Below are 20,610 nucleotides of genomic sequence, written 5' to 3' on the forward strand. Positions count from 1 at the left end.
CCCACGTTGAAATCCCTTTCCTGAGAGCGCGTTATGGCAACCAGCCCCCCACCAAGCCAGGATAAGCCATGCCCCGCTATACCCATGGGGGTGGATGAAACTATTCAGCATTCAGATTGGCCTGCCCTGACGCAAGCGGAAATCAAGGCGGTTCTAGCAAGCCATGGGCACGCCCACCACCGACAACCACGCATTCTTGAGACCAGCATCAGGCCTTATTCAGCCGCAGCTTTAGTGACCCTGCCCCATGGGGAGGAGCTGTTCATTAAGCGCCATGACGGGCGCCTGCGCACTGCTGGCGCCCAGCAAAAAGAACATGATTTCATCCACCACCTTCACAGTCAGGGGTTGCCAGTTATCCAACCCTTGAAAACGCCCCAGGGGCAGAGCTTCATCAGCTTGCCCAGCCAGCAGGGCGCCCCACAGATTTATGAGCTTTTCCCTGGCCTGAAAGGGCGCGACACTTATCGCCATGACGTCACCTGGGGCCAATCATGGCACAACCAGGCCCAAGCGTACGCGGCTGGTGCCCTCCTTGGCAGGCTTCACCGTGCCAGCGCCACATGGCGTACGCCCCCCCAACCGCGGTCCCAGGAAGCGCTGTTGTTGTCTGGCATGGCCCCGCTGGAGGGTGCTGACGGCGCAAACCGCTTCTTGGCTGCCATGGCACAGCGCGGCTTGCCTGAACAAAGGGCCCTTCTGGCTGGGGATCTGCCAGGGCTGCTGCACCATTTTCACCAACGCCTGCGCCAAGCGCCCAGCCAAGAGGTTTTTCTCTGGGGCCATGGTGATTGGCACGGGGTCAACCTGACCTGGCGCCAAGATGATGCAGACAAGATTGAGGAGGTGTTCGATTTTGGCATGAGTGACGCCACCTCAGCAGCGTTTGATCTGGCGGTCGCTTTGGAGCGCAGCGCCATTGCGTGGCTGAATCCTGGCGGCCCTGCCCCCTTCAGCCAAGCCCTGCTTGACGCTTTCCTGGCAGGTTATGCCAGCACGGGTTTCAGCGCTGCCCTCAAGCGGTGCGCCAGCTGGCTTCCCTTGTGCCATGTGCCCTTCGCCCTTTCTGAAGATGACTATTACAGGCGCCTGCTGCAGGATGGCGCCAGCGCTGACATCGCCCTTGAAGGTTACCTTGTGGGGCACATGCAATGGTTCCTGGCAGAAGAAGGGCAGCGTTTCCTCAGCACACTCCAGCAAAGCGCCGAACGCCACGCAGCCGCAGCCCGGCACTGCCCCCTAACCCCCTCACAAAAGCGTTGAGCAGTATGTTTTCATTCCTTCACCCCATTAGCTTCACGCTGCTGCACCATGTGTGGACCCTCAACCCCCTGGAGGACACAGCCGCTGTCCTGGCTGCGGCAAGCGTGATGGGGCTGGCCTGGCGTTCCTCATGGGCATGGCCGGTTTCGCTATTGGCCACTGTTCTTTACGGCTGCGTTTTCCTCAAAGCGCGGCTTTACGGTGATGCTCTGCGCCACGTGGTTTACGTGGTGGCCACGCTTTATGGCTGGTGGGCCTGGGCCCTGGAGGCCAGGCGTGTGCGGCAAGCCATGAAAACAACACCCGTAACTGGCGTTGGGGCACGTGTGGAGCAAGGATTGGGCGCCAACGCCCCCTTGGTTGAAAGCGGCGCTGAAGCCAGCTACGGCGAAGCTGGCTGGATGAGGCTGTGCGCGCCAGCACGTTTTTCATGGCGCGGGGCCATGCCCATGGCACTGGTCGCCCTAGCTGTGGGGTTGCTGTGGGCTTGGTCACTGCAGAATTGGACCAACGACCCCAACCCCTGGATGGATGGCAGCCTTTCAGCCGCTGCCCTTTTGGCACAACTTTGGACAGCGCGGCGTTACCGTGCCAGTTGGATCCTTTGGGCTGTGATCGACTGTTTTGACGCTGGCCTTTTCGTGCTGCGCGGGCTTTACGTCACGGCTGCCCTGCATTTGGCCTATGTGGCCATGGCCGCCTATGGCTGGGCGCTGTGGCATGAAGCGCCCAGGGACACTGCCCCTTGAAGGGACATCACCCACCATGGGCCCAGTGTCAGCGCTGCGTTAAAAGAGCTGGTCCCTTTCACTGACCAGAGGTCAGGCGGTCCATTTCCTCTGGCGTCAAGCGTTGGACGCGAATGGCCTTGCCAGCAGGGTTGTAATAAATCACGGCATCGCCGCGGCGTTCAGCATAACCATCAGGCTCGCCCGTTTTCTTATTGAACACCAGGCGGTCGCGCTCTGGCTGAACAGTGATGCGGTCCCCACGCGGCACATAGTGGAACATGCTGAAATCCACATAATGGTGCGGCAGCTTGGAATGCTTGTACAGCTGGTTCAGGGTTGGGCCTTTGGAAGGATCCGCAAACAGTGAATCAGCCTGGGCCGCAGGGGCAAGCGCTGTCATGGCCATGACAGCCGCAAGGGCGGAAAACAGTTTCATCCGGGTGGTCATGAAAGCACATCCTCATGTCTGCTTCGGGTGGGAATGGTGATAGCAGCCAAGGCAGGCCAAGGTAGCAGCCTGCCACGCCGCTTCAGGGTGTTGGGGATGGCAGGTGGCGTGATTGGCGTGCTGCCTGGTGCAGGCTGCCAGGCATCTCACTACCTGATACTTTATCAGGCAGGGCGGCAGAAGGCTGGTTTTGCTCCACCCTGCTCTGCTTGGGGGCACTATCAGCAGGCGGCTGCGGTTCCCAAGGCAGGGACTTCTTCGTCCAGCCGCCTCCAAGGGCGCGGTAAAGCGTGATGCTGTTCTGCAGTCGCGCCCCCTTGATGTAGATCACATATTCCCTGGACTGGAAGGCGCTGCGCTGATTGACCAAAGTGGGCAGGAAACTGTCAATGCCCGCTTTGTAACGCATAACGGAAAGCTTGTAAGCGTCATCAGTGTGACCGGCCATGGCTTCTACCCGCGCTTCCTCACGCTTGTAAGCCCCACGGGAGGTTAAGCTGTCTGAAACCTCCCTGAAAGCCGTCTGAACCGCTTTCTGGTAATTGGCGATGGCTTGGCGCTTTTCAGCCTTGGCGCTTTCAAGATTGCCCTCATTCACGCCCCATGTCAGCAACGGGATGTTCACGCCAGGGGAAATGCCCCAGGTCTCTGCCATGTTGGTGAACAGCTGGTGGAATTTCAACGATGAGGTGCCCTCATTGGCCGTCAGGGTGAATTTGGGGAAAAAGGCGGCGCGCGCCGCCCCCACCATGGCGTTGGCGCCCATCAAGGTATGCTCAGCAGCCCTGATGTCTGGGCGCTGCACCAGAAGGTCTGATGGGAAGCCAGCTGGCAGATCGCTGTCTGTGATTTGCTGGCCATAAGGCAGCGGTGGCGGCAAATCCTTGGGCAACGGCATGCCTACGATGAGCTGGATGGCGTGCTCATCCTGCGCAACGGCGCTTTCCAAACTTGGCACGCTAGCGGCTGCCTCCTCATAGGAGCTGGCGGCCTCTGAAAGGGCCAGATTGTTCTCCTGCCCCTGGTCAAAGCGTGCTTTGGTCAGCTTAAGGGTTTCAAGTGTGCTGGCGGCTGTGGCTCTGGAAAGCTTGAGTTGTTCCCGGTCCATCAACCAGCGGATGTAATCGCTGGCCAACTCCGAAACAGTGGTGAGCCACAGCGTGCGGAGGTTCTCCAGCTGGCTCAGGGCCTGTTCACGCTGATAGGCGGAGAGGTTGCGGATGCGCCCCCAGACGTCCACCTCATAGCTCGAGAAGCCAATGGATTCCTGGTAATAATGCAGGAGGGGGATGGCCTGGCGGCCATTCTGGGCCTTGTCGCTGCCAGGCGCAAAGGAGAAACCAGCCGTGTTGGAAGGGTCCATGTATTCAGCGTTGGCCCCTACGCTGATAAGTGGCAACAGGGCGGCGTTCTGCACCCGGTACTGTCCGCGCGCGCTCGTCACGGCCTGCATCTGGGCGGCCAAGCTGCGGTTGTTGTGGAGCGTCAGCTCAATGAGCTTTTGCAGGCGCGGGTCCTTGAAGAAATCCTCCCACCCCAGGTTGGCGGCAATAGGGTGAGGATGGGCCGCCTGCTGAGCGGCTGTTTTGGCGTCCCCCTTCACGCCGCTGTCCTCAGGCCAGACCATGGGCACAGCTGGCGCGGGACGCTTGTAATCAGGCGCCATGTCACATCCAGCAAGCCCCCATGGCGCCACCGTGAAAGCAGCCAGCAACAGGGCGAGCCTCTGGCCTTTTCCCGAAAAGCCTTGGTGAGTGGCGCCTGGGCGTGGCAAACGCCTTCCCCTGATGGTGCGAAAACGGTTCATGCTGCGCTCCCGGGGTTGGGGTTTGCCTTGGATGCCTTGTCAGCGGCCAAGGCCTTATCAAGCTCCGCCTGCTGGGCAGCGCGCACGTCTGCAAGGCGTTTGACTTTAAACAAGCGCAGCACGACCACATAGAAGACAGGGATGAAGTAAATGGCCAGTGAGGTGGCCGACAACATGCCGCCCGTCACGCATGTGCCAATGGCACGGCGGGCGGCGGAGCCAGCACCCGTGGCCACAGCCAACGGCAACACACCCAGAACAAAAGCGATGGACGTCATCAAAATGGGGCGCAGGCGCTGGTGGGCGGCTTTCAGAACGGCTACCTCCAACGTGTCGCCTTGTTCATAGAAAGCCTGGGCGAACTCCACAATGAGAATGGCGTTCTTGACGGACAGCCCCACCGTGGTCAGCAGCCCGACCTGGAAATAGACATCGTTGGCGTAGCCGCGCAGTAAGGTCGCCAAAATGGCGCCGACAACGCCAAGCGGCAGCACCAGAATGACCGCGAAAGGAATGGCCCAGTTTTCGTAAAGGCCAGCAAGACACAGCAAAATGACGATGGCTGAGAGCATGTAAAGTGGCCCAATGGACCCGCTGGAGGCCACCTCCTCATAGGAGAGGCCCGTCCACTGGTAGCCAATGCCGTGCGGCATCTGGGCCAGGAGGCGCTTCATGATGGCCATAGCCGTGCCTGAGCTCACGCCTGGCGCAGGCTGGCCCTGAATTTCGAAGGAGGCGTAGCCATTGTAGTTCTCCACCTTCTGTGGGCCCACAATCCAGTTGCCACGCGCGAAGGTGTTGAAAGGCACCATGTCCCCGCTGAGGTTGCGCAGGTACCACTGCCCCAAATCCTGAGGCAGCATACGCGAAGCCTCGCCACCTTGGATGTAGACTTGCTTCACGCGGCCAGCGCGTAGGAACTGGTTGACGTAAATGGAACCGAACGCACCATTGATGGTGCTGTTGATCTGGGCGTTATCAACGCCCTGCGCATTGGCCTGCGCCCTGTTGATGAGGAGCTTGTACTGGGGCGCGTCCTCCATGCCTAGTGGGCGGACAGCCTGCAGCGCCGGCACCTGGGCTGCCGCATAGATCAACATGTTGCGCGCCTTCAGGAAGTCCTCGTGGCTCATGTTGGAGCGGTTCTCCAGCTCCAGGTCAAAGCCAGTGGCATTGCCCAGCTCAAGCACCGCTGGCGGATTGATGGCGTAGATCTGCGCTTCCGGATCCTGCCAAAAATGCGCCATCAACTCATTAGCGATGGCCATGGAGGTGTGTTTCTGCCCAGGGCGCTTGTCCCATGGCGTCAAACGAATGAAGAAGGCGCCTTGGCTCTGCCCCTGGCCAGCGAAGCTGAAGCCATTCATGGAGCAGACCGATTCAACCCACTTGCCATAATGCTTGAGGATGTAAGCCGTCACCCTGCGGTTGACGGCAGCGGTCTGCGCCTCTGTGGCGCCTGGCCGCAAGGAGACCTGGCCAAAGATGAGGCCCTGGTCCTCATCAGGCAGGAAGCCGCCTGGCAATTGGAAGAACAGCCACACGGTCAGGGACGTCAGCACGGCGTAGATTACCATGCTGATGCGGCGGTGGTTAATCAGCAGCTTGACGCCATTCACGTAGCCTTGGGTGAGGCGTTCGAAACCCTCATCGAACTTGCGCGCGACCCACAGTTTCGATTCCTGCGCGCCTGGCTTGAGGAGCGTGCCGCAAAGTGCTGGCGTCAACACCAGGGCCACCAGCACTGAAAGCCACATGGCAGCGACAATGGTGATGGAGAACTGCCTGTAGATAACGCCCGTTGAGCCTTGGAAAGCCGCCATGGGCAGGAACACGGCCGTCAGCACCAGCACGATGCCCACCAAAGCGCCCGTGATCTCATCCATGGAGCGCCGTGTGGCCTCTAGGGGCGGCAGGCCGTCCTCCACCATGACGCGCTCGACGTTCTCCACCACCACGATGGCGTCATCCACCAGCAGGCCAACGGCCAGGACCATGGCCAGCATGGTCAGCGTATTGATGGAGTAACCAAGCGCAGCCAGGATGCCGAACGTGCCCAGCAGCACCACCGGCACTGCAATGGCGGGGATGAGGGTGGCGCGCAAGTTCTGCAGGAACACCAGCATCACCAGGAACACCAGCAGGATGGCGATGATGAGGGTCTCCACCACCTCTTCAATGGAGTGGGTGATGAAGGGCTCAGTGTCGAGGGGGTAGCGGATGGCCAGGCCAGGCGGGAAGAAGGGTTTGAGTTGCGCCAACTGGGCGCGCACCGCTGCCTCCGTTTTGAGCTGGTTGGCGCCTGGGGCGAGCTTGAGCGCGATCTCGGCGGCAGGCTGGTTGTTGTAGGTTGACGTCAGGTTGTAGTTCTGAGCGCCCAGGCCAACTTCGCCAATGTCGCGCATCCGCACCTGGCTGCCGTCAGGCTGCACCTTAAGGAGGATGTTCTTGAACTCCTCCACATCCGTCAGGCGGGTTGGGCCTATGATATTGGCGTCAAAGGCGATGTTCTTGCGTGCCGGCAGGCCTCCAAGCTCGCCAGAGGCCACTTGGATGTTCTGGTTCTGAATAGCCTGCTGAACATCAGCCACCGTCAGGCCATAGCTGAACAGCTTGCCTGGGTTCATCCATACCCGCATAGCGTATTCAGAACCAAACAGCTGATGGTCGCCCACACCGGTGACGCGCGCGACCGGGTCCACCACCTCGGAGGCCACATAATCGCCTACGTCAGCGCCGCTCATACTCCCATCAGTGGAGATGAAGGCGATAACCATCATGAAGTTCTTGACGGCCTTGGTCACGCTCACCCCTTGCGCCGTCACTTCAGGCGGCAGGAAGGGCTGGGCAAGCTGCAGCTTGTTTTGCACCTGCATCTGGGCGATGTCGGGATTGGTGCCCTGTTCGAACGTCAGGTCGATTTCCATATTGCCGGCGCCGTAGGAGGAGGCCGACAGGTACTCCAAGTGGTCAAGCCCGAACATCTGCTGCAGGATGGGCCGCACCACGGTGTTGTCCACAGTCTCGGCAGAAGCGCCAGGATCCGTCACCGTAATGGAGATCATGGGCGGCGCAATGGCTGGGTACTGCGCAATGGGCAGCCGGAACACAGCCACCAGCCCAACAAGCATGATGATAATGCCAATGACCCAGGCCAGGACGGGCCTGTCGATGAAAAAACGCGAAATGTTCACGGCTTTCTACCAGCGCTTTTCTGAATGTGTTTGCGTGCTGGCGCCTTAGCGTGCGTGTGGGCGTGGTGGGCGCCCAGGTCAGGGGTGGGGTTGGGCGCCTGCACAGACTGGTTGGCTGGCACTGGCGCCGCTGGCGGCACGGCTGGCTTGGCCACAGGGTGGGGCATAATGGTCACAGCTTTACCAGGCTGGATTTTCTGCAGTCCTTCCGTCACCACAAGGTCACCTGGCTGCAGCCCGGCTTCCACCACCCAGCTGTCACCTATGGCGTTGCCCAGCTTTACCATCTGCATGGCCACTTTGCCCCTGTGGTGGAGCTGGCCTTCCTTGGTGGTGTCTGGCGTGGCCACCATGACGTAAGCATCGCCCTTCGGTGTCCGCTCCACCGCCACCTGCGGCACTAGGAGGGCGTGGGCATTCACACCTTCACGCATGTGCGCCACCACATACATGCCAGGCAGCAGGAGCTTCTGCGGGTTAGGCATGACGGCACGCACCACTTGGGTGCCCGTGCCAGGGCTGACGGTCACTTCAGAAAGCGCCACCGTGCCAACCTGGTCATAAGGCAGGCCATTGCCAAACTGCAGGCGCACGGCAGCGCCGCCATTCTTGCGTTCCAACTTGCCTGACGCCCAATCAGCGCGCAGGCGTAGCATCTCGTCAGCGGGCAGGTTCACATCAACATAGATGGGGTCAAGACGCGTCACCACCGCGATGGCATCCTGCTGACCTGCCGTCACCAAGGTGCCAACCGTGTAGATGGTGCGGCCAATGCGCCCATCAATGGGGGAGCTGACGTGGCTGTAATTAAGGTTCACCTGCGCTGACGTCACCTGGCCCTGCGCTGCCTCCAAGGCACCGTGGGCTTCACGCGCGCTGGCCAGGGCATTGTCATATTCTTGCGTGCTGACGGCGTGCGGCCCCAAAAGCCGCCCGTAGCGTGCCAAAAGTAAATCCGCCTGGCGGGCGGCGGCCTGTGCCTTGATCAGCTGGCCCTGCGCCTCTTTAAGGGCAGCTTGATAGGGAACTGGGTAAATCTGGTAAAGTTGCTGGCCCTTGTGAACATCCCCACCCTGTTGGAACGTCATGGCCGTTACCACACCGCTGACCTGGGGGCGGATCATGGCCTGTTCATAGGCATCTGTGCGGCCAGGCAAAGCGATGTCCACAGGAACAGCTTGCTGCTGGACAACACTGACCATAACTGGTTGCGGCGGGATAGCCGCCCCGCCATGGCGCTTGCAGCCCCCCACCCCTGCCAAAAGCAGCAGCGCTACCACACAGCGCCCCCAGGGGACGTGACTATTGCCCAGCTTGAACGCCACGTCAGGGTGAAAAAAGGGGCGGACAGGTTGGCGGGATAGCCTGAAACTCATTCAGGGGCGCTCACTTCAACGTAATGGGGGAAGATGCAGACTGGCGCGTAGGAGGGCCTGACAATCCACAATCAGGGGCCTGTGGCCGGGGAACCTCAAAAAACCACTGGGAAAGTTCAGCAGGATTGAATGAGTCAAAACTCACCTAACAGAACTTTCGCCGGACGGCAACCACCTTGCCTCTCACGCTTGCTTGTAGGCCTTAGGTAAGACCTGGAGATGTTCTGGCAGGAAGGTGACCACCCGGTCAGCATGATTTGGCACCAAAGCGTTTTTTCACACACCCGTCAACCACTTCACAGGCACATGGCCTTGAGAGGAGGTTGAAACAATTTCATGAGGGCTTCATCTGCAAATGGTCTTTCATACCGCCATCATACCACCATGTATAATGATGGCTTCTTAAATGATACTTAATCCATGAATGTTCTTCTCCATGAGGTTATTCATGATTGGAGGAGTTTTGATTTTTACCTAAAAATAACTTATGAAAATTAATTCAATATTAGAAAAATCATTTGCATTTGCAATCAGGGCTTTTCATGTTATGTTTTATTGTAGAATTAACCTAACATTGACATGAAATGCGATTTAGTTAAACAATGCTTGTCACACCCATATCCAATGAGGCGTGTGGCGCTTATGATGCTTCAAACCAAGGAGTGGCGCCAATATGACTGGCAAAATGCCTGCTGAAACGGACAATGCTGGCGTGGCCAGCTCCCCCCCTCAGGCAGGCGCACCGCCAGTTCAATCCTCCGTCCCCCTTTACGAGGGCCCCTTGGTTGAAGCGCTGGACGCTGAAAGCCCGCCCCCAACTAAGGGCAAACATCGCAAAACTGCTGAGGGCTACCACAAAGGCCTTTCGCCGCGCCATGTCCAAATGATTGCGATTGGCGGTGCCATTGGCACAGGACTTTTCCTGGCCAGTGCGTCACGCTTGCAGCAAGCGGGGCCTTCGCTGGCTATCATCTACGCCCTGTGCGGGTTGGCAGCGTTTATGATCCTGCGCGCCATGGGGCAGCTTGTCATGTACCGCCCCAGCAGCGGCAGCTTTGTGACCTATGCGCGTGAATTCCTAGGGGAGGGGGCAGCTTACACCGTGGGGTGGCTGTTCTTCCTTAACTGGGCCATGACGGGCATTGTCGACATCACGGCTGTGGCGCTCTACATCCATTTTTGGCCTGCCTTCATCGATATTCCCCAATGGGCCTTGGCACTGGGGGCCATGGTGCTGGTGGGTGCCATCAATATGGCTGGCGTGCGCTATTTTGGCGAAATCGAGTTTTGGCTGGCACTTATCAAGGTACTGGCCATTGTCACTTTCTTGGGGGTGGCGAGCTGGATTTTCGGATCAGGCCACCACATTGACGGGCACGCGCCAGGCCTGCACATGATCGCTGATTACGGGGGTTTTTTCCCCCATGGCGTGGGGCCAGCCCTGTGGCTGCTGCAAGGCGTAGTGTTCGCTTACGCCGCCACTGAGCTTATCGGCATCGCTGCAGGTGAATGTGAAAACCCGCAAGAAGTGGTGCCGCGTGCGGTCAACTCCGTCGTGTGGCGCATCCTGTTCTTCTATGTCGGGTCGATCATCCTGCTGGTGCTGGTGCTGCCATGGTCTGCTTACCAGGCTGGCACCAGCCCATTTGTCACGTTCTTTGGCAAGTTGGGGGTGCCTTACGCTGACAGCGTCATGAACTTCGTTGTGCTGACGGCCGCCCTCTCCAGCCTGAATTCAGGTCTTTATTCAACAGGGCGCGTTTTGCGGGCCCTGGCCATTGGGGGTTCCGCCCCCCACGCTTTCGCGCGGCTGAACCGCAACGCGGTGCCTTATGTGGCCATTTTGGCCACGCTAGCCATTTACGTGATTGGCGTGGTGTTAAATTATTTCATCCCCTCCCAAGTGTTTGAAATTGTCCTCAGCCTATCCTCACTGGGCATTTTGGGCACATGGGCCTGCATCATCCTGTGCCAGCTGCGCTTGCACCATGAAATCAAGAAAGGCCACATTCCCCCCACGGGCTTCGCCATGCCCTGGGCGCCTTATTCAGGTTACTTAACATTGGCTTTCCTGGTCCTGGTGCTTGGCATGATGGCGTTTGATTTCCCCGCCGGAACCTTCACCATCTGCGCCATTCCGCTGCTGGCCGTGATTTTCTGGGTTGGTTGGAAAATCCTCAATCATTTTAGTGATGATGACGATGATGAGACTGAAGAGGAGGAGGATGACGATGATGAAGGCACCTTCACCACACTGCCCCCCAAAGCCGTAAAATCACCCCACCACCATATTCACAAGCCTAAAATGCCTGGCAGCGCGACCACCAGCCCTGCCCCTAAACAAGGGCAGGCACCTAGCTGAGCGGGCCCTTTAGGGTGCGGAAGGACGAGGGGCAGGTGGCTGTTCTCCTTCCGCGTCATCGGCCTTCGCGCTCTGCCCGTCCTGGTGGGCTGCCAGGACTTCCCCCGTGATGGAAGCCGTGGTCACCTTCCGGCCTTTAGGGCGTGAAGCTGGCATGTTTTCCCCCGTCACAGCATAGAAAACACGCTCTGCGATGTTAGTGGCATGGTCGCCGATGCGTTCAAGGTTGCGCGCCACGAAAAGCAGCTCCGTGCAGGGGCGGATATTGCGGGCATCCTCCATCATGTAAGTCACAAGCTCACGGAAAAGCGTTGTGTACTGTTCGTCAATCGCACGGTCGGCATGCCAGACCTCAAGCGCCAGGGTGGGGTTCTGGCCCACCAGCGCTTTGACCATCAAGGCGATGTTCTCAATCACCAGGCGCCCCATGTTGCGCAACCCCCCAAGGGGAATGTTGCCGCTCTCCTCTGAAACAATGGCGGCGCGCTTGGCGATGGAGGCGGCGTAATCACCTATACGCTCAAGGTCGCCCGTGATTTTCAAGGCCGCCACGATTTCACGCAGGTCAGCGCCCATGGGGCTACGCAAAGCCAGCATCCTGATGGCCAGGGCCTCCACGTCACGCTCCAGTGCATCAACGCGCGGATCAAGGGTGATGGCTTTCTGGGCTGCCTCTGGCTCATGCTCCGTGATGGCATCAAGGGCTAGGGTCACCTGCTGCTGGGTAATCTCGCCCATCTCAGCCATCATGGCACGCAGTTTGTGCAACTCAGTCTCAAAACTGGTCACGGTGTGGGTGTTGTCAGCCATGGGATGGCTCTCCTGTTGGGAAGGCTTGGTGGTTGCTGGCGCCCTGGGGGCGCGCCTCAACCAAAGCGGCCAGTGATGTAATCCTGGGTTTGGCGTTGCTTAGGGTTGGTGAAGATCTTGTCTGCTGTATCCACTTCCACAAGGCGCCCCATGTAAAAAAACGCCACCCTGTCCGCACAGCGGGCGGCCTGTTGCATGGAATGGGTCACGATGGCGATCGTGTAATCATGCTTGAGCTCATCGAGAAGCTCTTCAATGCGGGCTGTGGAGATAGGGTCAAGCGCTGAGGTCGGCTCATCCAGCAGCAACACCTCAGGCTGGGTGGCGATGGAGCGGGCAATGCACAAGCGCTGCTGCTGCCCTCCTGAAAGGCCCGTGGCAGGCGCCTTGAGGCGGTCGCGTACCTCATTCCACAAGGCAACCTTGGTCAGAACGTTTTCAACGCGTTCGTCCATGTCAGCTTTGCTGACTTTTTCATGCAGGCGCACGCCAAAGGCGATGTTGTCGTAGATCGACATGGGGAAGGGGGTGGGTTTCTGAAACACCATGCCGATGCGTGCCCGCAGCACATCCAGGTTGATGTCGCTTTCCAGAATGTTCAGACCGTCAAAGAACACCTCCCCCGTGGCGCGCTGGTTGGGGTAAAGCTCATAAATGCGGTTGAAGACGCGCAGCAGCGTTGATTTGCCGCAGCCTGAAGGGCCGATCATGGCCGTCACCGTGCGGTCAGGATAATCAATCGTAATGTCATGCAAGGCATGGAAATCACCGTAATAGAAATTAAGCTGGCGCGCGCTCAACGCAGCGGGCTTTGCCTGGTGGGGGGCCATGGTGTTGTCCTGCTTCATGATCTCTGGCTGCTCCTGCATGGGGCTGGTGGCGTGCCCGCTTTTCAGCTTTTGCGCATGAAGGCGCGCGTGGCAATGTTGATGCCCAGCACAGCCAACGTCACCAACAAAGCGCCTGTCCAGGCCAGCCCCACCCAATCAGCGTAGGCGGCGCCGGCATATTGGTAGATCGCCAAGGGCAAGCTGGCCATGGGGCGCGAAGGGTCAAGCGACCAATCCTGGTTGCCCAACGCTGTGAACAAAAGGGGCGCCGTCTCCCCCCCTGTGCGCGCCAAAGCCAGCAGAAGCCCTGTGGCAATCCCTTCCCGCGCTGCGCGCATGCACAAACGCGTGATGACGATCCACCGTGGCGCGCCTAAGGCGGCGCCTGCCTCCATCATGGCTTTGGGCACAAGGCCCAGCATGTCCTCTGTGGTGCGTACCACCAGGGGGATAGCCAACACCGCCAACGCCAGCGCCCCGGCCCACCCTGAAAAATGGCCAAAAGGCACCACGCAAAGTTGGTATACAAACAACCCAGCCAAAATCGATGGCACACTCATCAGCAAGTCAGCGGCAAAGCGCGCCACCTTGGTGAAAGGCCTGTGGGGCAGGGCGTATTCAGCCAGGTAGACGCCACACCCCAAGCCTATGGGCGTGGCAATGGCCATAGCGAGGGCCGTTTGGATGACGCTTCCCAAAATAGCGTTGCCAAGCCCCCCCACTACGCCTGGGGGCGCCATGGGGCGCAGGAAAACCGCCACACTGAGGCCAGGCAAGCCTTTGATGAACAAAGTCCATAGAATGGAGGCCAAAACCAGCACCAGAACCACCGCCGCCATGGTCGCTAAAAAGGTGGCTAACCTGTTTTTGAAGCGCCGCCACGCTGCCCGGCCGCCAGGCTGCCAGCGGTCTGAAGGGGTCAGCAATTCCTGGCGCACAAGGGCTGCTTCAGTTCCAGCAGGGGGTGGGGCAGATTGGGGCGCGCTGGCGGTCATCACTTTGCCTCCTTAGTCAGCAGCCGCGCCATCACCAGGCTGCCACAGGACAGCGCCATGAGGATGAAGCCCAGCGCCAAAAGCGCTGAAAGGCCCAGCGAACCTGCTGGGCTTTCAGGGAATTGCAATGCAATGAGGGACGCCGCCGTGCTGCGCGGCGCAAAAAGCGACCAACCCACAGCCGTGACATTGCCAATGACGAAGGTCACCGCAATGGTTTCACCCAAGGCACGCCCCATGCCCAACACCAAGGCGCCAATCAACCCGTTGCGGCACCAAGGCAGGATAATAAACCGGATGACTTCCCAACGCGTGGCGCCAAGGCCATAGGCGCTTTCAACCATCATGGGGGGGACGGCGTTGAACACATCGCACATCACGGCCGTGACGAAGGGTGCCACCATCAAGGCCAGGACAAGGGCTGTTGTCATCAGCCCCAGGCCAAAGGCTGCACCACCCGTCAACGCCCCTAACAGCGGCACATGGGCTAAGTGGATGTCCAACCATGGCTGCACATGGCGCGCCATGAAGGGCACAATCATGAAAAAGCCCCACATGCCGAAAATAATAGACGGCACCGCCGCCAAAAGCTGCACAGCCATGGCGATGGGTTTACTGAGGCGCCGGGGGGCTATAGTGGTCAGCCAAAAGGCTGTGCCGAAAGCCAACGGAACAGCAATGAGCAAGGCCAGAACACTGCTAAGCACAGTGCCAAGAAGGGGCGCCAAGGCACCATAATGGCCTGCGACAGGATCCCAGGCGCCATCAACCAAAAAGGCGGGGCCGAATGTTCTGAAGGCGTTCCAACCCCCCATGGCCAGCATGAGGGCCAGCGCGCCCAGAAGCGCCGCCACCAGCAAAGCACAGCTTGTAACGCCCCCCCTGAAGCCATTTTCAATCCAGCCAGCCAGACCAGGGCCTGACGTTAAGGCGGAACGTTTGGGTGGCGGGGTGGATGGAGTGGCAGTGGCCATAAGGCAGCATCCCGTGTTTCCAGGTGGGCATCGGGCCGTTCAGTGAGCCTTAGCGTGCGCTGGGGGCCTTTAACAAGCCTGCCGCCCTACAGCTTTTAAGTCCAGGACCATTCCATACTCAAAAGGTGCATCAAGGCCACAGGCGCAAAGCTGCGCCTTTCAAGCCCAGGCTTGCGGCTGGCGGGGAAAATGGTTGAAAAACGTTCCATGCCTTTTCAAGCCTCCACCCCGTTCAATGCAGCCCAAGCAGAGCGACATCTCTGGCTGCCCTACAGCCAAATGCACACCGCGCCAGCTCCCATGGCCGTGGCCTCTGCCCAAGGTTCGCTCATCACACTTCAAGATGGGCGCCAACTGGTGGACGGTGTGGCCAGCTGGTGGACAGCCAGCCACGGCAGCAGCCATCCCCACATCACCAAAGCCCTTGCTGAGCAGGCCTTGGCGATGCCTCACATCATGATGGGTGGCCTTGTCCACACTCAGGCTCAGCGCCTGGCCGCGCGCCTAGCTGCCTTGGCACCAGGGGACCTCAATAGGGTTTTCCTGTGTGATTCAGGTTCAGTCGCCATGGAAGCAGCCGTAAAAATGGCTTTGCAGTACCACATCAACCGTTCTGATGGTGACACCCAGAAGCGCCGCCACAAAGTTCTGTTCTTTGAAGGCGCCTACCATGGCGACACCATGGGCATGATGGCCCTGTGCGACCCCACGGAAGGCATGCACCACCTGTTCTCCAACATGCTGCAGCAGCAGGTCATGGCGCCCCTGCCTGTTGACCAGGCTTCGCTGGAGCGCCTTGAAGCCATTCTTGATAACCAAGGCCACGACATCGCCGCTATGGTGGTGGAGCCCTTAGTGCAAGGCGCAGGCGGCATGGTGTTCCACCACCCCGAAGTGCTGCGGCACCTGCGCCGCCTTTGCGACAGCCATGGCGTCCTTCTGATCGCTGATGAGGTATTCACAGGCTTTGGGCGCACAGGCACCTTCTTCGCTTGCGAACAGGCCGCCATCGTGCCCGACATCATGGCCCTTTCCAAAGCCCTGACGGGCGGCGCCATTGGGCTTGGGGCCGCTTTGGCGCGCGATAGCGTGTTTGAGGGCTTTTTGGGCGATGACCCTGAAAAAGCCTTGATGCACGGTCCAACCTTCATGGGCAATCCGCTGGCCTGCGCCGCTGCCAACGCCTCCCTGGACCTGTTTGAGGACCAGCCGCGCCTAGAGCAGGCGCGTGCTGTGGGCGCCGCCATGGCCCAGCAGCTTGAACGCTGCCGCAGCCTTGAAAACGTGCGTGACGTGCGCACATTGGGCGCCATTGGCGTGGTGGAGCTGAATGAAACATGGCTGGCCCGGACCAGCACGGACAAGCTGCGTCAGGCTTTCATTGCTGAGGGCGTGTGGCTGCGCCCCTTCCGCAACGTCATTGCCCTTACCCCCGCTTTCACAATTGGCGATGAGGAGTTGCGAACGCTCACCAATGCCGTCTGGAACGTGCTCTCTGGTGGGGCGCCGTGAAGGGGGCCACCCTTGACGCCATGGTGGCAGACGCTTTGGCAAGACGAAAAGCGGCCAACCTCCAACGCCAAACCATGGCCTGGCAGCGCCGCCCAGGCCGGTGCAGGCCAGCCTCTGACCAAAACGGCCCATGGCTGGTCGACCTTGCCTCTAACGATTACCTTGCTTTGTCCTTCCACCCCCATGTCCGCCAAACAGCCCAACAGTGGCTGGAACGCTGGGGGGCTGGGGCTGGAGCTTCCCCCCTTGTATGTGGCTGGCATGAGGGTGCGGCACGCCTTGAGCAACGCCTGGCCCATCTCAAGCAGGCAGAGGGAGCGCTGCTATTCAACAGTGGCTGGCAAGCCAATGCTTGCCTGTTGCCAGCGTTAGACCAACTTTCGCGGCTGCAAACGGGCCAAGGCTTGGCGGTGTTCAACGACCGCCTCAACCATGCCAGTCTTCACCATGGGTGCGCTGCAGCAGGGGTGCGGCAAAAGCGCTTCCGCCATAATGATGTGGCCCATTTGGCAACCCTTCTGGAACACCACCAAGCCAGCCTGCCAGCTGGGGAACGGGGGGGATTGAAAATCATCGCGACCGAAAGCGTGTTCTCCATGGATGGTGACCGTGCCCCACTGCACGCCCTGCGTGCCTTGGCTGACCGTTGGGGAGCGTTGCTACTGGTGGATGAAGCCCACGCGACAGGTGTTTTGGGGCCAAATGGCACTGGGCTGACCTGCGCCAGCGCGCTTGAGGGGGGGGTGAAAACCACAAACGCGCCCGTCAAGGTCGACATTACCTTAAGCACGGCCAGCAAAGCCCTTGGCGGGGCTGGGGCCTTCATCACTGGCAGCAAGGCCTTACGTGAATGGCTGGTCAACAGCGCTTCAGGCTATGTTTACAGTACAGCCCCCCCACCAGCGGCGCTGGGCGCGCTTGAGGGCGCCCTTGACCTGCTGCCGACTGCAAAACTGGCCCAGGCACGGGCCGCCTTGGGCCGCAATGCGGAACTGCTGCGCCAGCAACTGCACAGTGCTGGCTTTGAAACAGGCGCCTCCAGCACGCACATCGTGCCTGTTATGGCTGGCAGTGCTGAACAAGCGTTGGAGATGGCAGTGCTTCTGCGCGACCACGGCTTTTTCACAGTGGCCATCCGCCCACCAACTGTGCCCCAAGGGCAGGCTCGCCTGCGCCTTTCCCTCAATGCAGCATTGGAGGATAAAGACCTGGAAAAGCTCTGTACGGTTTTAAGAATGCACTGTCGCCCAACAGGGAGGCAAGGCCGCCATGGCTGACCAGCAAACCACCCTCACCCTGTTTTTCCACCAGGGCTGGAGTTACACCCCCCTTTTTTGGCAACGGACTTTCCAATGCCTGCCACCAGCTTTGCCTGATGGCCGCAAGCTGCTGCTGATTCCATATGTTGCAGCGCTGGCGCAAAAGCGTGCAGCCAGGAATCCTTGCGTGGCCATTGGCCATTCTGCTGGTCTCATGGACCTTCTCAGCAAGCCTTCACCAGTTTTTAGCCAATCCTGCCTCGGTTTGGTGGCCATCAACAGCTTCGCGCGTTTTGTGGAGGGAGGGGACTTCCCCCAAGGCTTCAAGCAGCGCGTGCTGCAGCGCATGGCCAAGGCACTGCAACGCGACCCAGCAATTACTGTGCGTGATTTCCGCGCCAGCGTGCAGGATCCTACCTCTCCAGCAGTCCCCCACCCTTCCCAATCTGAGCTGGCGCATGGTCTGACCATGCTCCTTGAAGAGGACAGGCGCCCCGCATTGGCGCCATGGGTTCAGGCGCGGCGCCTGGCTGTGCTGACAGGTGCCCAAGACCCTTTGCCCCCCGCCCACAGCTTGGCTGGCCTTGGCACGCCAGAGGAACGCTTTGAGGACGGTGGCCATTTGCTGCCACTGACCCATCCCCAACTTTGCGCGCGCTTCATTGTGCAGGCCATCATGAATTGGCGCGACCAGGCGTCATGAACAGCGCTTCCCTTCATTCAACTGCCCAGTCGCAACGCAAGAGCCATATCAGCCACGCTTTCAGCCAAGCGGCCAGCTATGACAAGCACGCGCGCGCCCAGCGTTTCGCAGGCCATGAACTGGCCCAACAACTGGCAGCCATGGGCGCCAAGCTTGAAGGAGCGGTGCTAGAGCTGGGCTGCGGCACGGGCCTGTTCACGGAACACCTCCTGCGCTTGCCCAGGGCGGGGCACCCTCTTATGGCCTGCACTGACCTAGCGCCAGCCATGCTGGCACGCACGCGCCAGCGCTTTGCCCACCAAGCGCCCGTTGACTTGGACATGGTGTATGCCGTCATGGATGGGGAAAACCCCCAAACCCCCAAAGCCCTAGCCCACCGCGCTTCACCTCCCCTGCCTGTTGAGGCCACGCAATGGAACCTGATAGCCGCCAATTTATGTGGGCAGTGGTTCGAAGATTGGCCAGGAAGCCTTGAAGTCCTGGCAGGGCTTCTGGCCCCGGGCGGCGTCATGGCTTTCAGCATGTTGGTTGAAGGGACGTTCGATGAATGGCGCCAAGCCTGCCGTCTGTCAGGCACGCCCTGTGGCGTTGCCCCTTACCCCACGCTTGCAGCCTTGCAGGGCAGTTGGCCCCTAGGTGGTGAAGGGGTCTGGTGCCCCATGACCTTCAAGGAGCAGTTCACCAGCGGCCTGGACTTCCTCAAAAGCCTGCGTGCCTTAGGGGCCCATGTTCCGGCAGGACATCACAGCCCAGCCAGCCCAGCCAGCCTTAAACGTGCCTTGGCCATGTTTGACCGCACTACCTGCACCATCACCCATCAGTTGGCCCTAGGCGTGTTCAGGAAAGCGCCCTAGCCACGCCACACCCCAAGCCATGTAAGGACCCCATCACAATGACCCCACTTGAAACCTCAACCCCTTTTCCAGCCTGGTTTGTCACAGGCACGGACACAGGGGTGGGCAAAACATTCATCAGCGCTTTGTTGGCGCGTTGTTGGCTGCGCCACTATAGCCAGGTACGCTATTGGAAGGTTTTTCAAACAGGCCTGGCCTTGGAGGAGGGCGACACCCCAACCGTGCAAAGCTTGGCCAGCCTGGACAGCCAACAAGTCGTTGTGCCGCGCTGGCGCCACCAGGCCCCCTTGTGCCCCATGGCGGCGGAGCAACGCACGCCCTCTGGCGCGTCTGACGCGCAGCCACCCATCACCCAGGAAGCCCTGATGATGGTCAATCAAGAGGTGCGTCAGTTGCATCGCCTTGCCCCTGTGGTGGTGGAGGGCGCAGGCGGCCTGATGGTACCGCTGTGTTCAGGCATCACCATGCTGGACTGGATGGGACGGCTGCGCTTGCCGGTTCTGCTTGTGGCGCGGGCCAGCCTTGGCACACTCAACCACACGCTTCTCAGCCTCACGGCGTTGCGCCAAAAAGGCCTTGAGGTAGCTGGCGTCATCATGAATGGCCCTGGGGAAGAGCGTGAGCGCCAGGAGAACCGCACTTTGATTGAGCAGTTTGGTTCGTGCCGCGTCCTTATGGACATTCCTGCCTATGAAGCCATCACACCCAAAGTGGTGGCGCAGGAAGCCAGCCGCCTTCATGAAGTCCTTTTCACAAGCTGAATTTTGCAGACTGGGCCCAGCCAGCCCACGGGAGGACTGATTATTGCCCTGAAAGCTCCATGCCAGCTGGCACGGGGTTTTGGGCTGGCGGCAAAGCGTTGCAATCAACCAGGTCCCCCACGCGCAGGTTGGCGCGCGCTGCCGTCCCCGCTGGCAGTTCCAGCACAGCCATGGATTCGCCTGGGTTAGAGATGATGGCCTGGCTCATCGGGACGGCTTTTTCCTCAATGCCCTTGATGCGGCGGTCGCGGCCGATGAACAGGATGTCCAACGGCACAAGGGTGTTGCGCATCCACATGGCGGTGTGCTGGGGTTTTTTCCAAATAAACAGCATACCACCCTGAGGGGGGATGGAGCGGCGCCACATTTCCCCCACTTCCTGCTGGCGCTCTGTCAAGGCCAGCTCCACCTTGAAATGGTGCATCTGAGCCGCCGTCCTGCCGTGGCGGTTGGCAGGGGCTGAACTTGTGATGGTAAGCGGTGCCATGGGCAGGACGGGCTGAGCTGCCGTGATGGTGTCATCGGCAGGGCCTGTGTCAGTCATGGAAGGCACAGTGGACGGCACAGCTGAATCATCCTGCCCATCAGGCACACCGCTGGAAACCATATGGCCAGCGCTGGCAGCAGCGCCTGCCGCCAGCGCTGGCCCCTGCCCCAACAGTCCCATGGCTATCAAGCCTACCCCTAAGGCCATAGCTGTTCGCATAACGCTCATTTCATCCCTCCTGCTG

At 59.9% G+C, this 20,610-nt stretch carries 17 protein-coding genes; 8 read left to right on the top strand and 9 right to left on the bottom strand.

Annotation, left to right across the window (positions count from 1 at the left end; genetic code table 11):
* Positions 1-33 precede the first annotated feature (33 nt).
* Together E3E12_RS03850 and E3E12_RS03855 are read left to right on the top strand one after the other, a co-directional pair.
* Positions 34-1,263: a phosphotransferase enzyme family protein gene (locus E3E12_RS03850; protein WP_141443149.1), complete on the top strand. Its 1,230-nt coding sequence runs from the start codon at positions 34-36 to the stop codon at positions 1,261-1,263.
* A 5-nt stretch (positions 1,264-1,268) separates the two neighbouring features.
* The gene (locus E3E12_RS03855) at positions 1,269-2,012 is read left to right on the top strand and encodes a nicotinamide mononucleotide transporter family protein (RefSeq protein ID WP_168194379.1); all 744 of its coding nucleotides are present in this window, start codon (positions 1,269-1,271) and stop codon (positions 2,010-2,012) included.
* A 58-nt stretch (positions 2,013-2,070) separates the two neighbouring features.
* On the opposite strand, the gene E3E12_RS03860 is transcribed toward E3E12_RS03855, so the two are convergent.
* From E3E12_RS03860 to E3E12_RS03875, 4 genes are all read right to left on the bottom strand, one after another.
* A complete protein-coding gene (locus E3E12_RS03860; RefSeq protein ID WP_141443153.1) occupies positions 2,071-2,442 on the bottom strand; it encodes a hypothetical protein in 372 nt (123 codons plus the stop codon).
* Positions 2,443-2,524: 82 nt separating this feature from the next.
* Positions 2,525-4,249 (bottom strand): efflux transporter outer membrane subunit, encoded by a 1,725-nt coding sequence (locus E3E12_RS03865; protein ID WP_141443155.1) that lies wholly within the window; start codon positions 4,247-4,249, stop codon positions 2,525-2,527.
* Positions 4,246-7,443, bottom strand: coding sequence for an efflux RND transporter permease subunit (locus E3E12_RS03870; protein ID WP_141443156.1), 3,198 nt, complete (start codon positions 7,441-7,443; stop codon positions 4,246-4,248). Before E3E12_RS03870 ends, E3E12_RS03865 begins: the two co-directional genes overlap by 4 nt.
* Positions 7,440-8,819 (bottom strand): efflux RND transporter periplasmic adaptor subunit, encoded by a 1,380-nt coding sequence (locus tag E3E12_RS03875; RefSeq protein WP_141443158.1) that lies wholly within the window; start codon positions 8,817-8,819, stop codon positions 7,440-7,442. Before E3E12_RS03875 ends, E3E12_RS03870 begins: the two co-directional genes overlap by 4 nt.
* 673 nt (positions 8,820-9,492) lie before the next feature.
* Here E3E12_RS03875 and E3E12_RS03880 point away from each other — a divergent pair.
* Positions 9,493-11,181 carry an amino acid permease gene (locus tag E3E12_RS03880; protein WP_240810569.1) on the top strand — a complete coding sequence of 563 codons (1,689 nt, stop codon included), beginning with the start codon at positions 9,493-9,495 and terminating at the stop codon, positions 11,179-11,181.
* Positions 11,182-11,190: 9 nt separating this feature from the next.
* Here E3E12_RS03880 and phoU read toward each other — a convergent pair whose 3' ends face one another.
* The 4 genes from phoU to pstC are packed head-to-tail and all read right to left on the bottom strand — an operon-like array spanning position 11,191 to position 14,790.
* Positions 11,191-11,991: a phosphate signaling complex protein PhoU gene (phoU, locus tag E3E12_RS03885; protein ID WP_141443159.1), complete on the bottom strand. Its 801-nt coding sequence runs from the start codon at positions 11,989-11,991 to the stop codon at positions 11,191-11,193.
* 56 nt (positions 11,992-12,047) lie between these two features.
* On the bottom strand, positions 12,048-12,839 hold the full coding sequence (pstB, locus tag E3E12_RS03890; RefSeq protein ID WP_206338667.1) for a phosphate ABC transporter ATP-binding protein PstB: 792 nt from the start codon (positions 12,837-12,839) through the stop codon (positions 12,048-12,050).
* Between the two features lie 44 nt (positions 12,840-12,883).
* Positions 12,884-13,816: a phosphate ABC transporter permease PstA gene (pstA, locus tag E3E12_RS03895; RefSeq protein WP_141443161.1), complete on the bottom strand. Its 933-nt coding sequence runs from the start codon at positions 13,814-13,816 to the stop codon at positions 12,884-12,886.
* Positions 13,816-14,790 (bottom strand): phosphate ABC transporter permease subunit PstC, encoded by a 975-nt coding sequence (pstC, locus tag E3E12_RS03900; protein WP_141443163.1) that lies wholly within the window; start codon positions 14,788-14,790, stop codon positions 13,816-13,818. Before pstC ends, pstA begins: the two co-directional genes overlap by 1 nt.
* A 207-nt stretch (positions 14,791-14,997) precedes the next feature.
* On the opposite strand from pstC, the gene E3E12_RS03905 reads away from it, so the two are divergent.
* The 5 genes from E3E12_RS03905 to bioD are packed head-to-tail and all read left to right on the top strand — an operon-like array spanning position 14,998 to position 19,879.
* Complete coding sequence (locus E3E12_RS03905) at positions 14,998-16,302, top strand: adenosylmethionine--8-amino-7-oxononanoate transaminase (RefSeq protein ID WP_240810570.1); 1,305 nt, start codon at positions 14,998-15,000, stop codon at positions 16,300-16,302.
* Positions 16,299-17,579 (top strand): aminotransferase class I/II-fold pyridoxal phosphate-dependent enzyme, encoded by a 1,281-nt coding sequence (locus tag E3E12_RS03910; RefSeq protein WP_240810571.1) that lies wholly within the window; start codon positions 16,299-16,301, stop codon positions 17,577-17,579. Before E3E12_RS03905 ends, E3E12_RS03910 begins: the two co-directional genes overlap by 4 nt.
* A complete protein-coding gene (locus tag E3E12_RS03915) occupies positions 17,572-18,264 on the top strand; it encodes an alpha/beta hydrolase (RefSeq protein ID WP_141443166.1) in 693 nt (230 codons plus the stop codon). The genes E3E12_RS03910 and E3E12_RS03915 overlap by 8 nt, the downstream gene beginning before the upstream one ends.
* A complete protein-coding gene (locus E3E12_RS03920; protein WP_141443167.1) occupies positions 18,261-19,118 on the top strand; it encodes a methyltransferase domain-containing protein in 858 nt (285 codons plus the stop codon). Before E3E12_RS03915 ends, E3E12_RS03920 begins: the two co-directional genes overlap by 4 nt.
* Before the next feature lie 38 nt (positions 19,119-19,156).
* On the top strand, positions 19,157-19,879 hold the full coding sequence (gene bioD / locus E3E12_RS03925) for a dethiobiotin synthase (protein WP_141443169.1): 723 nt from the start codon (positions 19,157-19,159) through the stop codon (positions 19,877-19,879).
* 40 nt (positions 19,880-19,919) lie between these two features.
* On the opposite strand, the gene E3E12_RS03930 is transcribed toward bioD, so the two are convergent.
* Positions 19,920-20,594, bottom strand: a complete 675-nt coding sequence (locus tag E3E12_RS03930; protein WP_240810572.1) for a DUF192 domain-containing protein — start codon at positions 20,592-20,594, stop codon at positions 19,920-19,922.
* Positions 20,595-20,610: the final 16 nt, after the last annotated feature.

It is taken from the genome of Formicincola oecophyllae (genome assembly GCF_006542395.2).
Classification (GTDB): domain Bacteria; phylum Pseudomonadota; class Alphaproteobacteria; order Acetobacterales; family Acetobacteraceae; genus Formicincola; species Formicincola oecophyllae.